The 21,026-nt window shown below is 60.9% G+C and carries 16 protein-coding genes; 6 read left to right on the top strand and 10 right to left on the bottom strand.

Annotation, left to right across the window (positions count from 1 at the left end; genetic code table 11):
• Window positions 1-82 precede the first annotated feature (82 nt).
• Entirely contained in the window at window positions 83-1,126 is a 1,044-nt protein-coding gene (gene purM / locus V3C40_RS09155; RefSeq protein WP_034788683.1) for a phosphoribosylformylglycinamidine cyclo-ligase, read from the top strand.
• A gap of 63 nt (window positions 1,127-1,189) precedes the next feature.
• Here the strand turns inward: purM and V3C40_RS09150 are convergent, their stop codons facing one another.
• The 3 genes from V3C40_RS09150 to V3C40_RS09140 all read right to left on the bottom strand — a co-directional run bounded on the left by V3C40_RS09150 (window position 1,190) and on the right by V3C40_RS09140 (window position 5,408).
• Window positions 1,190-1,828 (bottom strand): hypothetical protein, encoded by a 639-nt coding sequence (locus V3C40_RS09150; RefSeq protein WP_331777226.1) that lies wholly within the window; start codon window positions 1,826-1,828, stop codon window positions 1,190-1,192.
• Between the two features lie 503 nt (window positions 1,829-2,331).
• The gene (locus V3C40_RS09145; protein WP_331777225.1) at window positions 2,332-3,663 is read right to left on the bottom strand and encodes an MFS transporter; all 1,332 of its coding nucleotides are present in this window, start codon (window positions 3,661-3,663) and stop codon (window positions 2,332-2,334) included.
• Between the two features lie 128 nt (window positions 3,664-3,791).
• Window positions 3,792-5,408 (bottom strand): GMC family oxidoreductase, encoded by a 1,617-nt coding sequence (locus V3C40_RS09140; RefSeq protein ID WP_331777224.1) that lies wholly within the window; start codon window positions 5,406-5,408, stop codon window positions 3,792-3,794.
• 151 nt (window positions 5,409-5,559) lie between these two features.
• Here V3C40_RS09140 and V3C40_RS09135 point away from each other — a divergent pair, with 151 nt between their 5' ends.
• Complete coding sequence (locus V3C40_RS09135; protein ID WP_442907236.1) at window positions 5,560-6,408, top strand: IclR family transcriptional regulator; 849 nt, start codon at window positions 5,560-5,562, stop codon at window positions 6,406-6,408.
• Here the strand turns inward: V3C40_RS09135 and V3C40_RS09130 are convergent.
• The 7 genes from V3C40_RS09130 to V3C40_RS09100 form a co-directional block, all read right to left on the bottom strand.
• A complete protein-coding gene (locus V3C40_RS09130; protein ID WP_070301051.1) occupies window positions 6,405-7,619 on the bottom strand; it encodes a 6-phosphofructokinase in 1,215 nt (404 codons plus the stop codon). The two genes, V3C40_RS09135 and V3C40_RS09130, sit on opposite strands and share 4 nt — an antisense overlap.
• 33 nt (window positions 7,620-7,652) lie before the next feature.
• The gene (locus V3C40_RS09125) at window positions 7,653-9,662 is read right to left on the bottom strand and encodes an alpha/beta hydrolase family protein (protein ID WP_331777223.1); all 2,010 of its coding nucleotides are present in this window, start codon (window positions 9,660-9,662) and stop codon (window positions 7,653-7,655) included.
• Between the two features lie 19 nt (window positions 9,663-9,681).
• Entirely contained in the window at window positions 9,682-11,748 is a 2,067-nt protein-coding gene (locus V3C40_RS09120; RefSeq protein ID WP_331777222.1) for an alpha/beta hydrolase family protein, read from the bottom strand.
• 89 nt (window positions 11,749-11,837) lie between these two features.
• A complete protein-coding gene (locus V3C40_RS09115) occupies window positions 11,838-13,886 on the bottom strand; it encodes a sodium:solute symporter family protein (protein WP_331777221.1) in 2,049 nt (682 codons plus the stop codon).
• Window positions 13,883-14,197 carry a DUF4212 domain-containing protein gene (locus tag V3C40_RS09110; RefSeq protein WP_219328040.1) on the bottom strand — a complete coding sequence of 105 codons (315 nt, stop codon included), beginning with the start codon at window positions 14,195-14,197 and terminating at the stop codon, window positions 13,883-13,885. Before V3C40_RS09110 ends, V3C40_RS09115 begins: the two co-directional genes overlap by 4 nt.
• Window positions 14,190-15,731, bottom strand: a complete 1,542-nt coding sequence (locus V3C40_RS09105; RefSeq protein ID WP_034746063.1) for a sensor histidine kinase — start codon at window positions 15,729-15,731, stop codon at window positions 14,190-14,192. Before V3C40_RS09105 ends, V3C40_RS09110 begins: the two co-directional genes overlap by 8 nt.
• Window positions 15,728-16,462 (bottom strand): response regulator, encoded by a 735-nt coding sequence (locus V3C40_RS09100; RefSeq protein ID WP_034746066.1) that lies wholly within the window; start codon window positions 16,460-16,462, stop codon window positions 15,728-15,730. The genes V3C40_RS09105 and V3C40_RS09100 overlap by 4 nt, the downstream gene beginning before the upstream one ends.
• 255 nt (window positions 16,463-16,717) lie before the next feature.
• Here V3C40_RS09100 and recA point away from each other — a divergent pair, with 255 nt between their 5' ends.
• The 4 genes from recA to V3C40_RS09080 all read left to right on the top strand — a co-directional run bounded on the left by recA (window position 16,718) and on the right by V3C40_RS09080 (window position 21,013).
• Window positions 16,718-17,821, top strand: coding sequence for a recombinase RecA (recA, locus tag V3C40_RS09095; protein WP_034746069.1), 1,104 nt, complete (start codon window positions 16,718-16,720; stop codon window positions 17,819-17,821).
• A 203-nt stretch (window positions 17,822-18,024) separates the two neighbouring features.
• Window positions 18,025-18,480 (top strand): recombination regulator RecX, encoded by a 456-nt coding sequence (recX, locus tag V3C40_RS09090; RefSeq protein WP_034746072.1) that lies wholly within the window; start codon window positions 18,025-18,027, stop codon window positions 18,478-18,480.
• A gap of 156 nt (window positions 18,481-18,636) precedes the next feature.
• Window positions 18,637-20,175 carry a class I SAM-dependent methyltransferase gene (locus tag V3C40_RS09085; protein ID WP_219328039.1) on the top strand — a complete coding sequence of 513 codons (1,539 nt, stop codon included), beginning with the start codon at window positions 18,637-18,639 and terminating at the stop codon, window positions 20,173-20,175.
• Window positions 20,176-20,452: 277 nt separating this feature from the next.
• Window positions 20,453-21,013 (top strand): DUF2889 domain-containing protein, encoded by a 561-nt coding sequence (locus V3C40_RS09080; protein WP_034746078.1) that lies wholly within the window; start codon window positions 20,453-20,455, stop codon window positions 21,011-21,013.
• Window positions 21,014-21,026 lie beyond the last annotated feature (13 nt).

Below are 21,026 nucleotides of genomic sequence, written 5' to 3'. Positions count from 1 at the left end.
GCACGATGTTGAAAAACATGCTTGCGCGCGCGTGCCGGCGGGTATCCGCCTTCTATTTTACCGCCTCCGCTGCCACCACACCATGAACCAGACTTCTAATGTTTCCCTTTCCTACCGTGACGCTGGCGTCGATATCGACGCAGGCGACGCTTTAGTCGAAGCAATCAAGCCGTTTGCCAAGCGCACCCTGCGCGAAGGCGTGATGGGCGGCCTGGGCGGTTTTGGCGCCATGTTTGAAATCAGCAAGAAGTACAAGGAACCGGTGCTGGTCTCGGGTACCGACGGCGTCGGCACCAAATTGCGCCTGGCATTCGAACTGAACCGCCATGACACGGTCGGCATCGACCTGGTCGCCATGAGCGTCAACGACATCCTGGTGCAAGGCGCCGAGCCGCTGTTCTTCCTCGACTACTTCGCTTGCGGCAAGCTGGACGTGGCCATTGCCACCGACGTCATCAAGGGCATCGCCCAGGGTTGCGAACAAGCCGGTTGCGCGCTGATCGGCGGCGAAACGGCGGAAATGCCAAGCATGTACCCGGCCGGCGAATACGACCTGGCAGGTTTTGCCGTCGGCGCCGTGGAAAAATCGAAAATCATCGACGGCACCAAGATCGCTCCGGGCGACGTGGTGCTGGGCCTGGCCTCGTCGGGCGTGCACTCGAACGGTTACTCGCTGGTGCGCAAGATCATCGAAGTGGCGAAACCTGATCTGGAAGGCGACTTCCACGGCCGCAAGCTGGCCGACGTGCTGATGCAGCCGACGCGCATCTACGTCAAGCCGCTGCTGGCGCTGATGGATGCCATGGAAGTCAAGGGTATGGTGCACATCACCGGTGGCGGCCTGGTGGAAAACATCCCGCGCGTGCTGCAGCCTGGCCTGGTGGCCGAGCTGGATTCGAAGGCATGGACCATGCCGCCGCTGTTCACGTGGCTGCAACAGCACGGCGGCGTGGCTGACGCCGAAATGCACCGCGTCTTCAACTGCGGCATCGGCATGACCGTCATCGTCTCGCAAGAGAACGCGGACGCCGCCATCGCCCAGTTGCAAGCGGCCGGCGAAACTGTGTCGCGCATCGGCACGATCCGCGCGCGCGTGGGCGACGAGCATCAGACGATTGTGATCTAAACTGTTATATTGATATTTAGTAAAAAATGGCGCCTAGAGCGCCATTTTTATTATGAGAAATTTTTAAATTATTGCATCTTCTTTTGCCCAAAGGAGAAATCGCTTAAATTCTTTTAGACTTGACAATGGGGTTCTGGTAAAGCCAAGTAACATGCATAAAAAATACAAAACAATGGCAAGTGTGAAAATAACCCAGGCGATAGTGATTGCATCCCATTTTCCAGCAATGCTGCCAATTGTCGTGATGATGACAGTAATTAAAATTGAAACTATCGGATGAGAAAAGATTGGAGAGTCAGAGTTGGAGTTGATTTGGCCGTCAAGGTGATTAATCGCATCATCAATATCTCCCATGAACGGACCAGATGTTAAACTTTCTTTGAAATTAAGATACCGAATATATTGATATTCTTTCGCGTAATATTTTATGCGCTCCGGGTATAGTAAATAATATCTCTTGTAAGCACTTTTTCTTGCTTTTGTAACGACTAAAGCCCATATCATTAAAATGGCTATGGAAATTAAAAGCCATGGGAAAAAACTATCTTTCACAAAGAAAATAATTGCAGTTATTGCAAATAATAATTTTGTTATCCACAGAAGAAATTTTAAAGAAGTGCTGCTCTTTGAATAAATTTCTTTTACAACGTTCCAGCGAGATGCACATCTATAAAGTTCGTAAAAACGAATAAAGCTATCCAATTCATTCTTCCTAAATGATTTTGAAGTAATAATTTTAATAATTTAAGAAAAATAAATCAATGAAAATATTAGCATTGGGAAATTTTTTTGAAATTTATGGAGATTAACTTCAAGAGCGCGTGTTTTTTCTCTACATTGGTGAATCAAAATAGATAGTGGTTAACAAATAGAAAGCTCTACTACGAACTTAACTTAGTGCGAGGGATGGTTTGAAGCGGCGCACTGAAAGGTAAATCTACTTTGCTGATCCGCACAGTCCTAGTAGTGCGGATCATGCTAGACAGACCCTATACAGCCTGCTAGGTCGGTAGATTTATATAGGGATTTGGTTTTAAATTTATTCCTAGAGAGGTTCTATGCCATTGGAATTGGAGATCGTTTAAAAATAAATCTATTGTTCTCGTTGCCTTTCTTAAGCGGTGCGCTGCTTACGTCACGTTTGGCACTCACAGCGCATCCGCTTTTATTCGTCATAAATTTTCCAAGACTATTCGGATAACTACTTACCTTGCGTGCGCCGTCTTCATGCGACCATCCGGCTGCGGGCCTCCTTTTCCGATCATGGCTACGCTGACGGCCGAGACGAGGGAGGCGAACAGGATGTAGCCGACGATGTGCCATGGCTCGCCATTGCCCGTTTTCAGCAGGTAGGTGGCGATGATGGGCGTCAGGCCGCTGGCGAAGATGCCCGAGAACTGGTAGACGAAGGAGATGCCCGTGTAGCGCACCTTGGCGTCGAACAGGTCGCAGAACAGGGCCGCTTCCGGGCCGTACACGGCCGAATACAGCACGCCCAGCGGGATGATCACGGAACACCACAGCAGCAGCGGATTGTCGGCATGGTTGAGCATGATCCAGAAGGCGGGAATCGACGACACGCCCGTGATCAATGAACCCCAGAAAAACACCTTGGTGCGGCCGATGCGGTCCGACAGCCTGCCGAAGAACGGGATGCAGAAGCACATCACGACGGCCGACGCCATCACGCCCATCAGCGCTTCCGTGCGGTCTATCTTGATGGTGTTGGTCAGATAGGTGATGGAAAACACGCCGAAGATATTGAAGAACACGCCGTCGATATAGCGCGCGCCCATGCCCTTCAAGACATTGCCCGGATAGCGTTTCAGCAGGTCGAAGAATGGAATCTGCGTCTCCGCGTTCTTCTCCTTGACGGCCTGGAATTCGGGCGTTTCCATCACGTTCAGGCGTATCCACATGCCGATGAAGACGAGGGCCGCCGACAGGATGAAGGCGACGCGCCAGCCCCAGGACAGGAATTGCGTATCCGTCAAGGTATACGACAGGATCGCCACCACGCCCGAAGCGAGGCACAGGCCGATGGCCAGGCCGATCTGCGGCAGGCTGGCATAGAAGCCGCGCTCCTTTGGGGGCGCATATTCATACGCCATCAGCACGGCGCCGCCCCATTCGCCACCGAGGCCGATACCCTGCAGCACGCGCAGGAACAGCAGCAGGCCAGGGGCCCAGTAGCCGATGTGGTCGTAGGTCGGCAGCACGCCGATCAGGAAAGTGGAGATCCCCATGATCATCAGGGTCATCACCAGCATGCTCTTGCGGCCGATCTTGTCGCCGAAGTGGCCGAAGATCACGCCGCCGATGGGGCGCGACAGAAAACCTACGGCAAAGGTGCCGTAGGCCAGCATGGTCGAGACGAGCGGATCGCCGCCCGGGAAATACAGCTTGCTGAACACGATGCCGGCCACGACGCCGTATAAAAAGAAGTCATACCATTCGATGGTGGCGCCGATCACGCTGGCCATCACGACTTTCCGTAGCTCTTTGGCCTTTTTCGGATTGCTCGTATTGTTATCCATAATATCTAGTCTCCTATCGATATCGATTATGTGTTTTTTTCTGATGCCTGGCTGATTGCCAAGTCATTGAGGGGCGGGCCACTCTGCCCGCCGCTGGCATCCTCCTTTGGGAACGGAATGGGGTAGAGTCAGGCCGCCTTGGGCAGGCGCACGGCGTCCGCCAAAATCATGTCGGCCGCTTTTTCGGCGATCATGATGGTGGGCGCGTTCGTATTGCCCGAGACGATTTCCGGCATGATCGACGCGTCGACCACGCGCAGGTTCTGCATGCCGTGCACGCGCAGACGCTCGTCGACGACGGCCATGGCGTCATGCCCCATCTTGCAGGTGCCGCTCGGGTGGTAGATCGACTGGCTGAAGCGCCGCGCCGCGTCCAGCAGTTCCTCATCGCTCTGGAACTGCGGGCCGGGCACGAACTCGGAAATGATGTGCGGCGCCAGCGACGGGGCGGCAGCGATTTTTCGGGCCACGCGCAGGGCGGCAACCGCCGTCTGCTGGTCGCGCGGGTCGGACAGATAATTCGGGTAGATGCCAGGATAAGCGAGTGGATCGGCGGACTTGATCGACACGTGGCCGCGGCTGTGCGGGCGCAGCTGGCACACGGACGACGTGAACGCGGAAAACGGATGCGCGCCTTCGCCCGGCTTGTCGGCGCTCAGCGGCTGCATGTGGAACTGGATGTCGGGCCGTTCCACGTCGGGCGACGACTTGGTAAACACTGTCACCTGGCTGGCCGCCAGGGTCAACGGTCCCGAGCGGGAAAACACATATTGCATGCCCACCCACAGCTTGCCCCACAGGCTGTTGACTTCATCGTTCAGGGTTTTCAGCCGCGTCTTGAAGACGAGGCGGATTTGCAGATGGTCTTGCAGGTTCTGTCCCACGCCGGGCAAGTCGTGCACGAGCGGCACGCCCACTTCATCGAGCAGGGCGCGCGGGCCCACGCCCGAGCATTGCAGGATTTGCGGCGAACCGATGGCGCCCGCGCAGAGTATCACTTCGCCGCTGGCATGCGCCTGGCGCAGCTGGCCATCCTGCCGGAATTCGATGCCGACGGCACGCTTGCCATCGAACAGTACGCGCGTGATTTGCGCGCGCACTTCCACGCGCAGGTTGGCGCGCTTGCGGGCGGGCCGAAGGAAGGCTTTCGCCGTACTCCAGCGCAAGCCCTTGCTGGCTGTCTGCTGGAAATAGCCGACACCTTCCTGCGTGGCGCCGTTGTAATCGGCATTGAAGGGGATGCCGCTTTCCGTGGCGCCCGCAATAAAATGCTCGGCGATGGGGCGGCGCAGCCGCAGGTCCGACACTTTCAATGGACCGCCCACGCCATGGTAATCGCTGGCGCCGCGTTCCTGGTCCTCCGATTTCTTGAAATAGGGCAGCACCTCGGCATAGCTCCAGCCTGCATTGCCGAGTTCGGCCCAGCGGTCGTAGTCTTCCTTCTGGCCCCGCACGTACAGCAAGCCGTTGAGCGAGCTGGAACCGCCCAGCACCTTGCCGCGCGGCCATTGCAGCTGGCGCCCCGCGATGCCGGCGTCCGCTTCCGTGCGGTAGCACCAGTCGAGCTTGGGATCGTGCATGGTCTTGAAATAGCCGACCGGCACGTGTATCCAGGGATTGTTGTCCTTGCCGCCCGCTTCCAGCAGCAATACCTGATTGTTGCTGTCGTGCGACAGGCGGTTGGCCAGCACGCAGCCGGCGGAACCGGCGCCGACAACGATGTAATCGTAGTGTATTTGCAACATTGTTCTTGTCTCCTGCGTTGCGGTATCGCACCGCCTCGGCGGGCGTTTTTTGCGATACACTGGTCTTTATTGGTTATTTTTGGAACTTCTGGTTCCATTTATAAAAGACGTGCGGCACCGGGACAAGCGGAAACAGCCGCATACGCGAGAGGTGAAACAGAACATGCATGATGCGTTTCAAAAACGGCCGGGCGAGGCCGAAGAAGGTGGCCAAGTGGAGACCGGCACAACGGCGAGCCATGGCGACGAGGCGCGGGGATTGCGCGTGCTGCGTTTGATCGAGCACCTGGCCAGCGCCAGCCAGCCCTTGACCCTGTCGCAGCTGGCCGCGCGCATGCAAGTGCCCAAGGCCAGCATGATGCGCTTGCTCGATACCTTGGAGCAGCATGGCTATGTGCTGCGCACGCCCGTGGGGCGCGGCTATGTGCCCGGTGCCGCCTCGACCAACCTGGCGCTGGCGACCCTGCGCAACAATGCCCTGATCCGCGTCAGTCGCAGCATCCTGGGCAGCCTGGTGGCCATCACGGGCGAGACGTGCAACCTGGCCATTCCCGAAGGCAATGCGATCGTCTACGTGGACCGCGTGGAAACGCAGGAACCGCTGCGCCTGCATCTGGTGCTGGGCAGCCGGGCGCCCATGCATTGCACGGCCAGCGGAAAGTTATTCCTTGCGCACATGAGTTTGCTGGAGCGGCGCGAGCTGCTGGCCATGCTGACCTTGGAAGCGCGCACGCCGAAAAGCATTACCGACCCCGTGTTGCTCGAGCGCGAGATCGTGCGCATCGCCAGGCTGGGCATCGGCATCGACGACGAGGAATTCGTGCACGGCATGGTGGCCGTGGCCGTGCCCATCTGCGCGGCCGACGGGCGCATCGTGGCGGCTGTCGCCTGCCACGCGCCCGTGGCACGCAAATCCGTGGAGCAATTGATGCAGCACGTGCCGCAGCTCAAGGAGGCGGCCGTGAAACTACGGCCGCTGTTGCTGGCGGAAAACAGCTAGGGTTTGAGCACCTTCGCCACTTTCGCCGCGCGCAGGCGGAACGCATCGGGCATGCCTGAACCCAGCAGCGGACGCAAGTACAGGCGGAAAGCATCGGTGACGTCCGTGCCGCTGGCGCTGATGAACTCGTCTTCCATGGTGCGCGTCTTGCCTGCCACTTCTGTCAGGGGCAGCAACTCGTAATCCACGGAATAAAAGCCCGTGCGCTTGATGGCCACCGAACCGTCGCGGTCGCCCCACATGGCGAATTGCACCGCTTTTTCGCCCACTTCGCGGGCTTCGCGCTGGTCGACGTCGGAAACGCAGCCGATGAAGGAGCGCTGAAGATAGCCGAAGGTGTCGCCGCGCACGCGTTTGATGCCGAGCTTGGCCTTGATTTCGTCGCACAGCAGGTCGGCCAGCGCGCCCGTGCCCGACAATTGCACATTGCCGTGCGCATCGCGTTCGACTTCTTTCGCCAACAGGCTGGCGATCGGTTCGCCCGAGGCGTCGTGGATGCCTTCCGAGACAGCGATCACGCAGCGGCCATATTTTTCATACGTCGCCTTCACGTCGGCAAGAAATTGTTCCAGCACGAAGACGCGCTCGGGCAGGTAGATCAGGTGCGGGCCATCGTCGGGGAACTTCTTGCCCAGCGCCGAGGCAGCCGTCAAGAAGCCCGCGTGGCGGCCCATCACCACGCCCACGTACACGCCGGGCAAGGCCGCGTTGTCGAGGTTGGCGCCGGCGAACGCTTGCGCGACGAAGCGCGCGGCCGAGGGAAAGCCCGGTGTATGGTCGCTGCCCACCAGGTCGTTGTCGATGGTTTTCGGGATGTGGATGCAGCGCAGCGGATAGCCGGCCTTGTGGGCTTCTTCGCTGACGATGCGCACGGTGTCGGACGAGTCGTTGCCGCCGATATAAAAGAAATGTTCGATCTCGTGCGCGCGCAGCACTTCGAAGATTTGCTGGCAGTAGGCGATGTCTGGCTTGTCGCGCGTGGAGCCGAGGGCCGAGGACGGCGTGGCGGCCACCAGTTCCAGGTTGTGGCTGGTTTCCTGCGTCAGATCGACGAATTCTTCATTGACGATGCCGCGCACGCCGTGCAGCGCGCCATACACGCGCGTGACATGCTGAAAGCGCCGTGATTCGAGCACCACGCCCACCAGCGACTGGTTGATGACGGCGGTGGGACCGCCTCCCTGGGCGACAAGAATTTTTCCAGACGGCATAGGATTTCCTCGTAAATGGAACGGCCCTCCAGCCTACTCCTTTTTTGCCGGGGCGCTGTCTTTTCCGATAGTCCTGTCGAGGAATTTCTCCACCCGGCCCCAGAAGTCGATGCGGTTCTTCGGCAATGTCCATCCATGGCCTTCCTCGTCGTAGACCACCCATTCGACATCGCGGTTGTGCTGTTTGACGGCCGCGTAAAACTGCTTGCCGTGATACAGCGGCACCCGCTGATCGGCGGCGCCGTACGCCAGCAGCAGGGGCTGGGTGATGCGCGCCGCCTGGGCGATGGGCGAGGTGGACTGGAACTGGGCCGCGTTGGCCGTCCGGTCGCCAATCAGCTCGGGCATGCCGTACTGTTTCCAGTCATCGCCGAGGTCGGATTTGAAACTCCAGTGGCCGCTATACAGCAGGTTGATGTCGGTCACGCCCACCCAGTCGATGGCGCAGCGGAACAGGTCGGGATCGTTGACCAGGCCCATCAAAGCGGCATAACCGCCATAGCTGGCGCCGGCGATGCAGATGCGGCGCGGATCGGCGATTCCTTCGGCGATGGCCCAGCGCGCGCCATCGGCGAGATCGTCCTGCATCTTCAAGCCCCATTGTTTCCAGCCGGCGCGAAAATGCTTGGCGCCAAAGCCTGTGCTGCCGCGAAATTCCGGTTGCAGCACGGCATAGCCACGCGAGGCAAGAAATTGCACTTCGGCATTCCATTGCCAGGAGCTGCCGCGCACATACGGGCCGCCATGCACGAGCACGATCAGCGGCAACTGCTTGCCGGAAGTCGTGGCGGGCACGGTGAGCCAGGCGGGAATGGACAGGCCATCGCGCGCCTTGTAGCGCACCAGCTGCTGCTCGCTCATCTGCGCCGGCTTGATGAGCGGCTGCGCTTCGCCGATGATGCTCAGCTTGCCCGTGTCGCTGTTGAACAGCGAGAATTTGCCCGGCTGCCGGTCGGAATACGAGGTCACCAGCATGAAGGGTGTGGCGGGGCGGGCCGCCAGCGAGACCAGGTTGATGGTCGCTGGCAGCAGGGCGTCGATACGTGCCTGGGTGGCCGTCATGACCGGGTCGAACCAGCGCGTGGCGCGCGCATCGCTCAGGTGGCGCACGCCCAGCAGCTTGCCTTGCCCGACGATCAGATTGCCGCTGAAGTCATAGCCGTCGAGCGAGATGATGGGCGTGGGCACGATGCGGCTGCCGGCCAGGTCGTAGGCATGCACGGACAGCGTATCGCTGCCCATGCGGGCGCTCACGTACAGGGTGCCGTCCGTGCCGAAGGAGAGCGGGGTGAAGGCGTCGGGGCCGCCGAGGTAGGCGTCGAACTGCGCCAGCGTGCGCCAGGCGCCGCTGGCCGGATCAAGGTACTGCACGCTTTCGATATTGCGCTCCCGGGTCACGGCCAGGCGCGGTTCGCCATGCTGGTCGAGCAGCCAGCGGCGCACCTTGCCTGGCGGCTTGACGGCCGTGCTGCGGCCCGTGAGCGTATCGAGCTGCCGCAAGCCTTCGTAGTCGACTTCGCCCGTCGAGGCGTACACGGTGCTGCGCACATACACGGCCTGGGAATCCTGCGCACCGCGCTGGCCCGTCAGGTAGGTATGCCAGGGCAGCAGTTTATAGATCGAGGTGGAGGCATCGGGCATGGCGCTGCGGGCGGCCAGCTGGCGAAAGTTGCCACCGTCGCGGTTGACGGCAAACAGGCCCGGCCCGAAACGCATGTCGCCGGGCGCCGTCTGGCGGTCGCGCGTGTTCAGGATCAGGCGTTCGTTGTTGACCCATTCGACGTCGCCCACGTCGACATCGCTGAATTGCGCCACGACCTTGATGCTGTTATCGAGCAGGTTGACGATGGCCAGCCGTTCGCGATTGTTCGCGCCGCTTACCTTCACGGCCAGATGGCGCGCATCGGGCGACAACTGGGGGCCGCTGAATTCGGGGTTGGCGAAGAAGGCCGACAGTGGTGGCGGCGCGGTGTGGGCAGAGGTGTTCAGGGCGAAGATGAAGACGGCCGCCAGGGCGGCGCGCAGAAGACGGAATATTGTCATGGATTGATGAGGCTAGGTTTTATTGAGGTGCGTTGTGGCGGGCCAGGAATTGCTCGACACGTTGCCAGAAATCCACGCGCGTGCTCGCCAAGCCCCAACGATCACCTTCTTCGGCGTACAACTGCCAGTCGACGCGCGGATTGCTCTGCTTGAGCCTGTCGCGCAATTGCGTGCCCTGATAGACGGGAACGTTGTGGCCAGCCCCCCCATAGGCCAGCAGCAAGGGCTGCGTCAACTTTTCGGCCTGGTAGATGGGTGAGCTTGACTTGAGCACGGCGGCGTCGTGCACGGGATCGCCGATGCGTTGCGGCATGGCGTATTGTCTTGCTTCTTCGCCCATCCTGTGACCGACGCTCCAATGTTGCGTAAACATTTGCGGCAAGTCGGTGATGCCGCCCCAGCTCACGCCGCAGCGGAACAGGCCTCCATCCTTGATCAAGCCCATCAGGGCCGCATACCCGCCATAGGCTCCGCCGCCGACGATGCAGATGCGCTGTGGATCGGCAATGCCCTGCGCGATGGCCCAGCGTGCGCCGTCGGCCAGGTCATCCTGCATGGCCAGGCCCCATTGTTTCCAGCCGGCCCGCAAATACTGGTCGCCACGGCCGCCGCTGCCGCGAAATTCGACTTGCAGCACGGCATAGCCACGCGAGGCAAGAAATTGCCGCTCGCTCATCCATTGCCACAGGCTGCCACGTCCTCCTGGCGCACTGCGCACGAGCAGCACCATCGGCAGTTTCTTGCCGCCCCCCTTGGGCAAGGTCAGCCAGGCTGGAATTTCCATGCCGTCGCGCGCGCGGTATTGCATCAGGTCGGTTTGCGCCATGTGTCCAGCATCGATGGCGGGACGGGCGCTGCCGATCTTTTGCAATTGCCGGGTTTGCTTGTTGTAGAGCAGGAAGGCGCTGGGCTGGCGGTCCGAATACGCCGTCACGATGAGCTGCGAGCTATCTGCTTTGGCGCTGCGGGAGATCAGATTGATGGTCGCCGGCAATTGCGCATCGATGTCTTTCTGTATCGCTTTCCAGTCGGCGCTGAACCATTCAATGGTGGTAGCGTCATTGGTGTAATAGACACCCAGCAGGCGTTTCTGGTCCGTGAGAAGGCCGCCTTCGAAATCATAGCCGGCCAGCGTCACCAGCGGCTTGCCCGTGACGCGGCCAGCCGCCAGGTCATAGGCGTACAGCGAGCGCTTGTCGGCGCCGTTGCGGCTGCTGACATACAAGGTGCCGTCGGGACCGAATTCCAGCGGCGTGATGGCATGAGGTTCACCGTCGTAGGCATCCTGGCTGGCGATGGCGCGCCAGCGCTGTTCGTCCTGTTCAAGGTAGTAGAACGTCTTGCGCCGGCCCTCGACGGCCATAGCCAGGCGCGGCTTTCCGTGCTGGTCGAGCAACCAGTAGCGCACGCCTTTGGCTGGTGACACCACCTTTTCCCATTGCTGGGTAGTGGTATCGAGGCGCAGCAAGTCGTATTGCTCGACCTCTGCTGTATTTTCATCGCGCTCCTTGAGCACAACGGCTTTCTGGACATAGATCACGTCGGAATCCTGAGCACCGGGCTGATCCAGCAGATACACGGATGACGGCAACTTCCTGGACGCAAAGCGCGGGTCATCCGCCGCATCATCCATGGACGCCAATTGGCGGTAATTGCTGCCATCGTGGTCGACAGCGAACATGCCCGGCGCATATTTGCGCTGGCCAGCGGCCACGTGCGAGTCGCTGGTATCGAATACCAGCCGCTTGGCATTGACCCATGCCACATTGCCGATATCGCGGTCGCTGAAGTTGGCGACGACCTTAACCGCCTGGCTGGCCACATCGAGCACGGTCAGGCGCCGGCGCTGGTTGTCGCCCATTAGCAAGATGGCGACCGCAGTGCCGTCGGGCGACAAGGTAACACTGCTGATCTGTTCTTCGTCAAAGAAGGCGGCGGCGCCGATGCCTGACGGGGCGACACGTATGGTGCTGGCGGTTGCCGTTTGGGCCAGTGTCGGCGGCGATACGATGGCCAGCAACAGACAGGTCATCGCGGCGTGGGTGACGGTTACAAGGCGTGCCAGAGGGATGTTACCAAGTATCATTTCATCTCCGAAAAAATATCAAATGAGATACTTATTTATGCATTATTTCTTGACGGTATCACTGTTTGTACGTTTAAGCCAGCAAGCTACTATTCCGGCGCCCGGATATGCTCGACCAGCCCCGTGCTGCGGCGTCCCGGCGCCGGCGTCAGCCAGCTGACGAGGATGGCGGCGGCCAGGCCGGCCGGCACGCCGAAGATGCCGGCCGAGATGGGCGCGATATGGAACCATTGACCGCTGGCATTGCCGCCCAGCATGGTGCTCGTGTGCAGCATGTAATACAGGCATACGCCAAAGCCTGTCAGCATGCCGGCCAGTGCGCCCTGGTAGTTGGCGCGTTGCCAGAACACGCCCAGCACCAGCGGCGGGAACAGGGTCGAGGCGGCCAGGGAAAAGGCCACGCCCACCAGCGACAAAATGTCGGCCGGCTTTTGCGAGGCCGCATAGGCTGCGATGAAAGCCACGGCCAGCAGCAGCAATTTTGAAATCGTCACGCGCTTTTGCGTCGAGGCCGTCGGATCGACCACCTTGTAATAGACGTCGTGCGACAGGGCGTTCGAGATGGCCAGCAGCAAGCCATCGGCCGTCGACAGGGCGGCGGCCAGGCCGCCTGCCGCCACCAGGCCGGAAATCACGTAGGGCAGGCCGGCGATCTCGGGCGTGGCCAGCACCAGCACGTCGGCGTCGATGGAAATTTCCGCCAGTTGCACGATGCCGTCGCGGTTGACGTCGACGATGCTGATCAGGGGACTGAGCTTGTCCACATTGGCCCAGTACGACACCCAGGTGGGCAGGTTCGCGTATTGCGTGCCCACGAGCGCCGAGTAAATATCGTACTTGACCAGCACGGCCAACGCGGGAATCGTGAGATAGATCAACAAGATGAAGAACAGGGTCCAGAACACGGAGACGCGCGTTTCGTGCACGGAGGGTGTGGTGTACGATCGCATGAGGATGTGCGGCAGGGCGGCCGTGCCCAGCATCATGCAAAACACGAGGGCCAGGAAATTGTTGCGCTTGATGTCGGATTGCTCGCGGTCTGCGGCGGGAAATGGCTGCGCGTGTGGAATGATCGGTTCGGCGCGTTTCTGGTTCTGCGCCTGCGCCGCCTGCCACAGCACGCGTGCCTCGTCCGGGCTTTTCGGATAGGCGATCAGGTAGCGCTCCGCGTTGCGGATGTCGAACAGCGAGGTATTGCGCTGGCGCAAACTATCGAGCTGGCGCTGGGCCGCCAGACGGCCTTGTTCCCAGGAACCGGGCAAGCCGTCGATGCGCGCCTGGTAGCTTTGTGCGCGCTGGCGGAAGATGGCGCGCACTTCGTTCTCTTTCGGGTCCGTTTCCAGCACGTGTTCGCGCGCGCTCAGTTGCGTCAGCACTTTGCCGTAGGCGATCTGCGGCACGGGATTGTCCGCATGCTTGACCGACAGCCACATGGCGGGAATCAGAAAGGCGACGAGGATGATGATGTACTGCGCCACCTGCGTCCAGGTGATGGCGCGCATGCCGCCCAGAAAGGAGCAGACGAGAATGCTGGCCAGGCCCAGGAAGATGCCGACGGAAAAATCCACGCCCGTGAAGCGCGAGGCGATCAGGCCGACGGCGTAGATCTGCGCCACCACATAGGTAAACGACACGATGATGGTGGCGGCCACGGCCACCACGCGCACGCTGGCGCCCCGTTTGTCGGTGCCGCTGCCGTAGCGGGCGGCGAGGAAATCGGGAATCGTGTACTGGCTGAACTTGCGCAGGTAGGGTGCGATCAATAGCGCCACTAGGCAATAGCCGCCCGTCCAGCCCATGATGAAGGCCAGGCCGTCGAAGCCGTTCAGGTACAGGCCGCCGGCCAGGCTGATGAAGCTGGCGGCCGAGATCCAGTCGGCGGCCGTGGCCATGCCGTTGAACATGGCCGGCACCCGGCGCCCCGCCACATAGTATTCGGTGACGTTCGAGGTGCGGCTGATGACGCCGATGGTGGCGTACAGGGTGATGGTGACGAGCATGAACAGGTAGCCGATCCACGCGCGCGGCATGCCTTCCTGTTCCAGCACGGACAAGGCCAGCAGGAAAGCGGCGAAACCGGCCGTAAACAGCAGGTAGTAGCGGCTCAGCCGCGCAAAGAAACTGCGCTGGCCGCTCATGCTTGCTCCTCGGCATGAAAGTCGCGGTCGAGGCGCCGCATGCGCCAGGCATAGAAGGCGATGATGGCCAGGTACACGAGCGAGGCGCCCTGGGCCGCCATATAGAAGGGCAGCGGCCAGCCGAACAGGTTCAGGTGCAGCAGCTCGCGCGCATAGAACACGGTCAGGAAGCCCGTCAGCAGCCACACCAGCAGCAGGATGGCCGTCAGGCGCCGCGTCTTGCGCCAGTGGATGTCGCGGCGCGCCTGCAGCTCGGGGCTGGGCGCGTGCGATGGCCGCGCCGGGGCAACGGGTGGGCTCGGCTTATCCATACGTGACGTCATCCTCTTCTGGCGCGTCCGGCAACAGCAGGGCGATGCTCAGGCGTAGCAGGGTGCCCGGCAGCTTCGGCGACTGCGCGCGCGGATTGTTAAAAATATCGACTTCGGCGCCATGCTGCTGCGCAATTTCGCGCACGATGGCCAGGCCCAGGCCGCTACCGTCGACATTGCTGCCGAGAATGCGGTAAAAGCGTTCGAACACGTGGGCCCGCTCGGCCGGCGCAATGCCGGGACCCGTATCTTCCACTTCCAGGATGGCCAGTTCCAGGGTGCTGCGCACGCGCACCGTGACGCTGCCGCCCGACGGCGTGTAGCGCAGGGCGTTGTCGATCAGGTTGCTCAGCAGCTCGCGCAGCATCATGGCATTGCCGGAAATCATGATCGAATACGCGGGCTGCTCGAAGCCCAGGTCGATATGCTGGGCAAACGAAGCTTGCACCCAGTCCTGCACCACGCCGCGCGCCAGTTCGCTCAGCTCGATCGGCTCGAACGCCGTGCCCGCCTGCGGCTGGTTTTCCGCGCGCGCCAGGGCCAGCAGCTGGTTGACGAGGCGCGTGGCCGCTTCCGAACTTTTCGCCAGTTGCAGCAGCGAGCGGTGGATCTCGTCGTGGTCGGTCTGGCGCAGGGCCAGTTCCGATTGCATGCGCATGCCGGCCAGCGGCGTTTTCATCTGATGCGCGGCATCGGCGATGAAGCGTTTCTGCATGTCGATCGACAGCGATAGCCGCGCCAGCATCTCGTTGAGCGAACCGACCAGCGGCGTGATTTCCTCGGGTACCTGGCCCGATTCGATGGGCGATAAATCGTCGGGTGGCCGGGCGCGTATGCGCTCCTGCAATTGCGCCAGCGGCGACAGGCCGCGCGCCAGGGCAAACCAGACGAGAGCCAGGATCACGGGCAGGATGATGAACTGCGGCAAAATCACGCCCTTGATGATTTCATTGGCCAGCTGGGCGCGTTTCTCCAGGGTTTCGGCAACTTGTACCAGCGCGCGGTGCGGCTCATCGTCGTTGTCGGCAGGAATGTCGAGATAGCTGAACGCCACGCGCACGGGCGTGCCGTGGATGGTGTCGTTGCGAAACAGCACCATGCCGCTGCGGTATTTGTCGGGATCCTGCGGCGGCGGCAAATCGCGGTCGCCGGCCAGGTATTCGCCGCGCGGACCCACCACCAGGTAATACAGGGTGTCGACATCGTCGCCGCGCAGCAAGTCGCGGCCATTATTATTGCTGCTGTTCTTGTCCGGCGCGCGGCGCAACATGGCGCCATCGGCCTGCTTGACTTGCTGCGTGAGCACGGTCACGCTGTCTTCCAGCGCATGGTCGAACGGCTGATTGGCGATGCCCTTGGCCACCAGATAGGTGATGGCGATGCTCATCGGCCACAGCAGCAGCAGGGGCGCCAGCATCCAGTCGAGGATTTCGCCGAACAGCGAATGCTCGATGGTGTCGTCCTGCTCCGTGGTGGGCGGCTCGAACCAGTCGTCATCATCCGGCTCGTCCGCTGGCGCCTCGCGCGCCTTCACTTGCTGGCGGGTCCGCTGGCCGGGCTTGCCGACTCGCCCGCTTCAGCGTTCAGGCGCGCCGCTTCCGAGTATTTTTCCAGGCAATAGCCGAGGCCGCGCACGGTGGCGATGCGCACGCCGCCCACTTCGATCTTCTTGCGCAGGCGGTGCACATACACTTCGATGGCGTTGTTCGACACTTCCTCGCCCCATTCGCACAGGTGGTCGACCAGCTGCTCTTTCGAGACGAGGCGGCCGGTGCGGCCCAGCAGGATTTCCAGCAAGCCCAGTTCGCGCGCCGACAGGTCGAGCATCTGGTCGTTGATGTAGGCGCTGCGCCCCACCTGGTCGTAGCTGAGGGGGCCGTGCTTGATGATGGTGGCGCCGCCGCCAGCGCCGCGGCGCGTCAGGGCGCGCACTCTTGCCTCCAGTTCCGACAAGGCGAACGGCTTGGCCATATAATCATCGGCACCGAGGTCGAGGCCATTCACGCGTTGTTCGATGGAATCGGCGGCCGTCAGGATCAGCACAGGCAGCAGCGAAGCGCGTGCGCGCAGGCGGCGCAGCACTTCCAGGCCGGACATTTTGGGCAGGCCCAGGTCGAGGATCAGCAAGTCGAATTCCTGGGTGGACAGGGCCGTATCGGCCTCTTGCCCCGTCTTGACGTAGTCGATCGCATAACCGGACTGGCGCAGCGAGCGGGTCAGGCCATCGGCCAGCACGCTGTCATCTTCGGCAAGTAAAATACGCATGGTGCACTTCCTATGCTTTGCGGCGGTAGAAGCTTGTATTGTGTTTCATTTTCCGCAAGGTGGCGAATTTTTGTGAAAATCCACGCTTGTATTGATCTGTTTCAAAACAAATCCACGTTCCGCTTGCATTGATCACTGTTTTTTTATACAGTACTGTCTGTGTAAAGAATTTAACCCACTGGCGCTATCGCAGGCTGCACGGTTCACGTAGATGCGTCACGTGAATCCGCAACTGTAGAACGGCTGAAAGAACATATGGACGATAAAAAAGCTGTAGTACCCGCATCGGAAAAAGCCAAGGCGCTCGCCGCCGCACTGGCGCAGATCGAGAAGCAGTTTGGCAAAGGTTCGGTCATGCGCATGGATGCCAGCGCACCGATCGAAGAAGTGCAAGTCGTGTCGACCGGTTCGCTCGGCCTCGATATCGCGCTGGGCGTGGGCGGCTTGCCGCGCGGCCGCGTGGTGGAAATCTACGGTCCGGAATCGTCGGGTAAAACCACCTTGACCCTGCAAACCATCGCCGAAATGCAAAAACTGGGCGGCACGTGCGCCTTTATCGACGCCGAGCACGCGCTCGACGTCGGTTACGCGCAAAAGCTGGGCGTGAACCTGCACGAATTGCTGATCTCGCAACCGGACACGGGTGAGCAGGCGCTGGAAATCTGCGACGCCCTCGTGCGTTCGGGCAGCGTCGACCTCGTCGTCATCGACTCCGTGGCCGCACTGACGCCACGCGCCGAGATCGAAGGCGACATGGGCGATTCCCTGCCAGGCCTGCAAGCGCGCCTGATGTCGCAAGCCCTGCGCAAGCTGACCGGTTCCATCAACCGCACCAATACCCTGGTCATCTTCATCAACCAGATCCGCATGAAGATCGGCGTGATGTTCGGTAGCCCGGAAACAACCACGGGCGGCAATGCGCTGAAATTCTACGCCTCCGTGCGCCTGGATATCCGTCGCACCGGCTCGATCAAGTCCGGCGATGAAGTGATCGGCAACGAAACCAAGGTCAAGGTCGTCAAGAACAAGATCGCGCCACCGTTCAAGGAAGCGCACTTCGACATCCTGTACGGCGCAGGCACTTCGCGCGAAGGCGAAATCCTGGACCTGGGCTCGGATGCCAAGATCGTGGAAAAATCCGGTTCGTGGTACAGCTACAACGGCGAACGTATCGGCCAGGGCAAGGACAACGCCCGCGCCTTCCTGCAGGAGCGTCCGGCGCTGGCCCGCGAAATCGAAAACAAGGTCCGCGCTTCGCTGGGCGTGCGCGAACTGCCGCCGCTGGCTGCTGAAAAGCCGGAAAAAGCGGACAAAGCCGCCGACAAGGCTGCCAAGGCTGCGGAAGCCAAGCCAGAGTAGGTCGGATTAGCGCGGCAAAGCCGCGCGTAATCCGACAACACCACAGACGTCAACAATGTTGTCGGATTACGGTCCAAGGGCCCTGATCCGACCTACGCATGGCTTGCCGCAAGGTAGGACCATGATCGCCGTCCCGCGCTGTTGCGCCGGGCGGCGATTGTGTTTGGGTGATGTGATTGTGGAATGAAAGACAAGGTGGGTGTATGGCCGCAGTACAACTAAGCCTGAAGGGCAGGGCGCTACGCTTTTTGTCGATGCGTGAACACAGCCGCATGGAATTGCGGCGCAAGCTGCAGCGCCATGCGCAGGAGGGCGATGACGTGGAAGCCTTGCTCGACAGCCTGGAGCAAGCCAATTGGCTGTCGCAGGAGCGCTTTTCCGAGTCGCTGATCCACCGCCGCTCGGCCCGCTTCGGCAATAGCCGCATCATGGCGGAGTTGCAAAGCCATGGCATCGGCGGCGAGGCGCTGCAGGAACTCAAGGCGGGCCTGGCCGAAGGGGAAGTTGCGCGCGCCTGCGAAGTGTGGCGCCGCAAGTTTGGTGAAGTAGCGCAGGATGCCGAGCAGCGCAACAAGCAGATGCGCTTCCTGATGCAGCGCGGCTTTTCCCAGCGCGCCGTGCAAGCGGCCTTGAAGGGGCTGGATCCCGACGAGGAATGAGGCTGGCCATGGCGCGCCGGCCGGCCTCCGTCGTGCCCCATGAACTGCGCTTTCAAACGCCGTTTGTTTCCAGTATGGCGACGCCGCGCGATAAGGTATTCTGGCGCTCGAACGCTGTGCGATGCGCGCAGCACCACTGACCGTGACAGGATCGAGATGAGCAACTGGAATGCCGGCTATGTGGCCGAAATCGCCTATACCTATGGCTATTACGAAGAATTGAATCCTCTGCGCCTGCGGCTGCCCCTGCTGGCTGCCGGGCTTGCCTTGCCGGCCAGCGGCACGGCTTGCGAGCTGGGCTTTGGCCAGGGCATCAGCGCCAACATCCATGCGGCGGCGTCTTCCACGCGCTGGCATGGCAATGATTTCAATCCGTCCCAGGCCGCCTTTGCGCAGGAGCTGGCCAGCGTGACCGGCGCCGGCGCACAGTTCACGGACGAATCGTTCGCGCAGTTTTGCCGCCGTGACGACTTGCCCGATTTCGACTTTATCTGCCTGCACGGGATCTGGAGCTGGGTCTCGGCAGAAAATCGCGCCTTGATCGTCGATTTCCTGCAGCGCAAGCTGAAAGTGGGTGGCGTCGCCTATATCAGCTATAACACGCAGCCGGGCTGGAGTGCCATGATGCCGATGCGCGACTTGCTGGCCGAGCATAGCCGCGTCATGAGCGCGCCCGGCGTGGGCGTGCTGGCACGAGTCGACGGCGCCATCGATTTTGTCGACAGGATGATCGCCGTGCAACCGCGCTACCTGGAGGCCAATCCCCTGCTGGCGGACCGTTTCGAGAAGCTGAAAGCGCTAGACCGCAACTATATTGCACACGAATATTTCAATGCGGATTGGCAGCCGATGGCCTTTTCCAGCGTTGCGGCCATGCTGGGCGAGGCCAAGCTGGAGTTCGCCTCGTCCGCCAACTATACCGCTCTGGTCGACATGCTGAACCTGACGGCCGAACACCAGCAATTCCTGGCCGAGATACCCGATCCCGTCTTCCGCGAGACGACGCGCGCCTTTCTCGTCAACGAGCAATTCCGCAAGGATTACTGGGTCAAGGGCGCGCGCAGGCTGACGCCGTTGGCCCAGGTCAGCGCCGTGCGGGCCGTGCGCGTGATGCTGGCCGTGCCCCGCGACGAAGTGGTGTTGAGCGTGCATGGGGTGCTGGGCGACGCCGATATGGACGAGCGCGTGTATGCGCCCGTGCTCGACGCCATGGCCGACCATCGCGTGTACACGATAGGCGAACTGGAGCTGCAACTGGCGGGTAGCGAAGCCGGCCTGGCCGCCTTGCTGCAGATCATATTGGTGCTGGTCAGCAAGGGCAGCGTGCTTGCCGTCCAGGACGAGGCCGACATCGCCGTGGCGCGGCCGCAGACGGCGCGGCTGAATGCGCACTTGCTGGAGCAGGCGCTGGCAAGAACCGACTTGCACAGCCTCGCCAGCCCCCTGACGGGCGGCGGCGTGGTTGTATCGCATTTACAACAACTGTTCCTGTGGGCAAAACAGCAAGGTTGTCCAACGCCGCAAGAATGGGTGCGCGCGACGTGGCCGGTACTGCTGCGCCTGGAGCAACTGCTGACGAAGGACGGGCAGCCCTTGTTGACGGAAGAGGAAAACCTGGCCGAACTGCTGGCGCGCGCGGAATATTTTTCCGCGCGCACCTTGCCCGTTTTACGCGCACTGGGTGTGGCTGACTGAAGCGCGGTGCCGGCCAGTGCGCCGGTGCCGCAGGCATGCTTTCAAGTTATCTGCATTGTGAATAATTGTCATTGATTTTGCGATTTTCGTTAATGATTTGCGGCAGACGGCACGACCAATAAAAAATTATGTTGCGGCGCAACTAGCGCCCTGTGTGCTACACTTTTAGGGTTTTTGCGGCGCCGCAGGTGCGGTTGCTGTTCGTAGAAGCTGCGAACAGAGTGCTTTAGGCACATGGCTGCTTACTAATTATGGCCGCGCAAGCGGCATCGGTCTTATGCCCCTGTCAACTCCCGTATCCCGGCGCGCCCTACGGCACTCCCGCGTTATCGACGTCCAAGCGTATATGCGCGACGACGGCCTGTGGGATATTGACGCCCATATCACCGACATCAAAAGCTATGATGCGACCCTGGCCTCCGGCCCCCGTCCCGCCGGCGCCCCTCTGCATGACCTCCATTTACGTATTACCGTCGATCGCGAACTGACCATTGTCGAGGCCGAAGCTGCCTCCGATGCCGTGCCCTATCCCGGTTTTTGCGATACCATCGGCCCCGCTTACAGGGCGCTGATCGGTTTGAATTTATTGAAGAATTTCCGCCGCGACTTGAAACAGCGCCTGGCGGGAATCGCTGGCTGTACCCATTTGACCGAACTGGCGCAAGTCTTGCCGACTGCGACGGTTCAGGCATTTGCCGGCGATGTCTGGTCGACCCGTGACGGTGAGAATGCTGACTTGTCGCATGAAAAGCCGTTTCAACTCGACAAATGCCACGCCCTGCGCACCGATGGCGGGGCGGTGGCACAGTATTACCCGCGCTGGGTAGCCAAAGCGTGACCCCGGCGCTCTG

This window comes from Janthinobacterium sp. LS2A, from assembly GCF_036543145.1.
GTDB classification, from domain to species: domain Bacteria; phylum Pseudomonadota; class Gammaproteobacteria; order Burkholderiales; family Burkholderiaceae_D; genus Janthinobacterium; species Janthinobacterium aestuarii.
The sequence above is the reverse complement of the archived record's forward strand: the minus strand, read 5'-3'. Positions and strand labels throughout refer to the sequence as shown.